This is a genomic window from Bartonella sp. AA83SXKL, from assembly GCF_042196965.1.
GTDB lineage: Bacteria > Pseudomonadota > Alphaproteobacteria > Rhizobiales > Rhizobiaceae > Bartonella.
The window spans coordinates 1-366 of record NZ_JBHIRG010000208.1; the positions used below are offsets into that span (position 1 = coordinate 1).

Genomic DNA, 366 nt, shown 5'->3' on the forward strand with positions numbered 1-366 from the left:
TCAATCAATCCCGTGTTTTTCAACATGCTGAACTCGCTTGGATTTTAAATTGTGTTGCGCGTATCGGTTGGCTTCAACGTATGACACAATTTAAAGATAAAGCAGGAAAAGATCGTGAAAAAGCATCCCTTGGACTTTTTGCTTATCCAAGTCTGATGGCTGCCGATATTTTACTCTATCGTGCCACACATGTTCCAGTGGGCGAAGATCAAAAACAGCATGTTGAACTCACCCGTGATATTGCTCAAAAATTCAATAATGATTATGCACAGCGTATTGTAGATTTAAACTTTTCTGTTACAATGCAAATGGGTGAGGAAAAAAAACAAGTTTTTTTCCCTCTTCCAAAGGCGCTGATAGGGGAAA

General features: G+C 39.1%; 1 pseudogene. It reads left to right on the plus strand.

Annotation, left to right across the window (positions count from 1 at the left end):
- Window positions 1-366 (plus strand): annotated as a pseudogene (locus tag ACFINO_RS10645) (tryptophan--tRNA ligase); the annotation flags it as partial.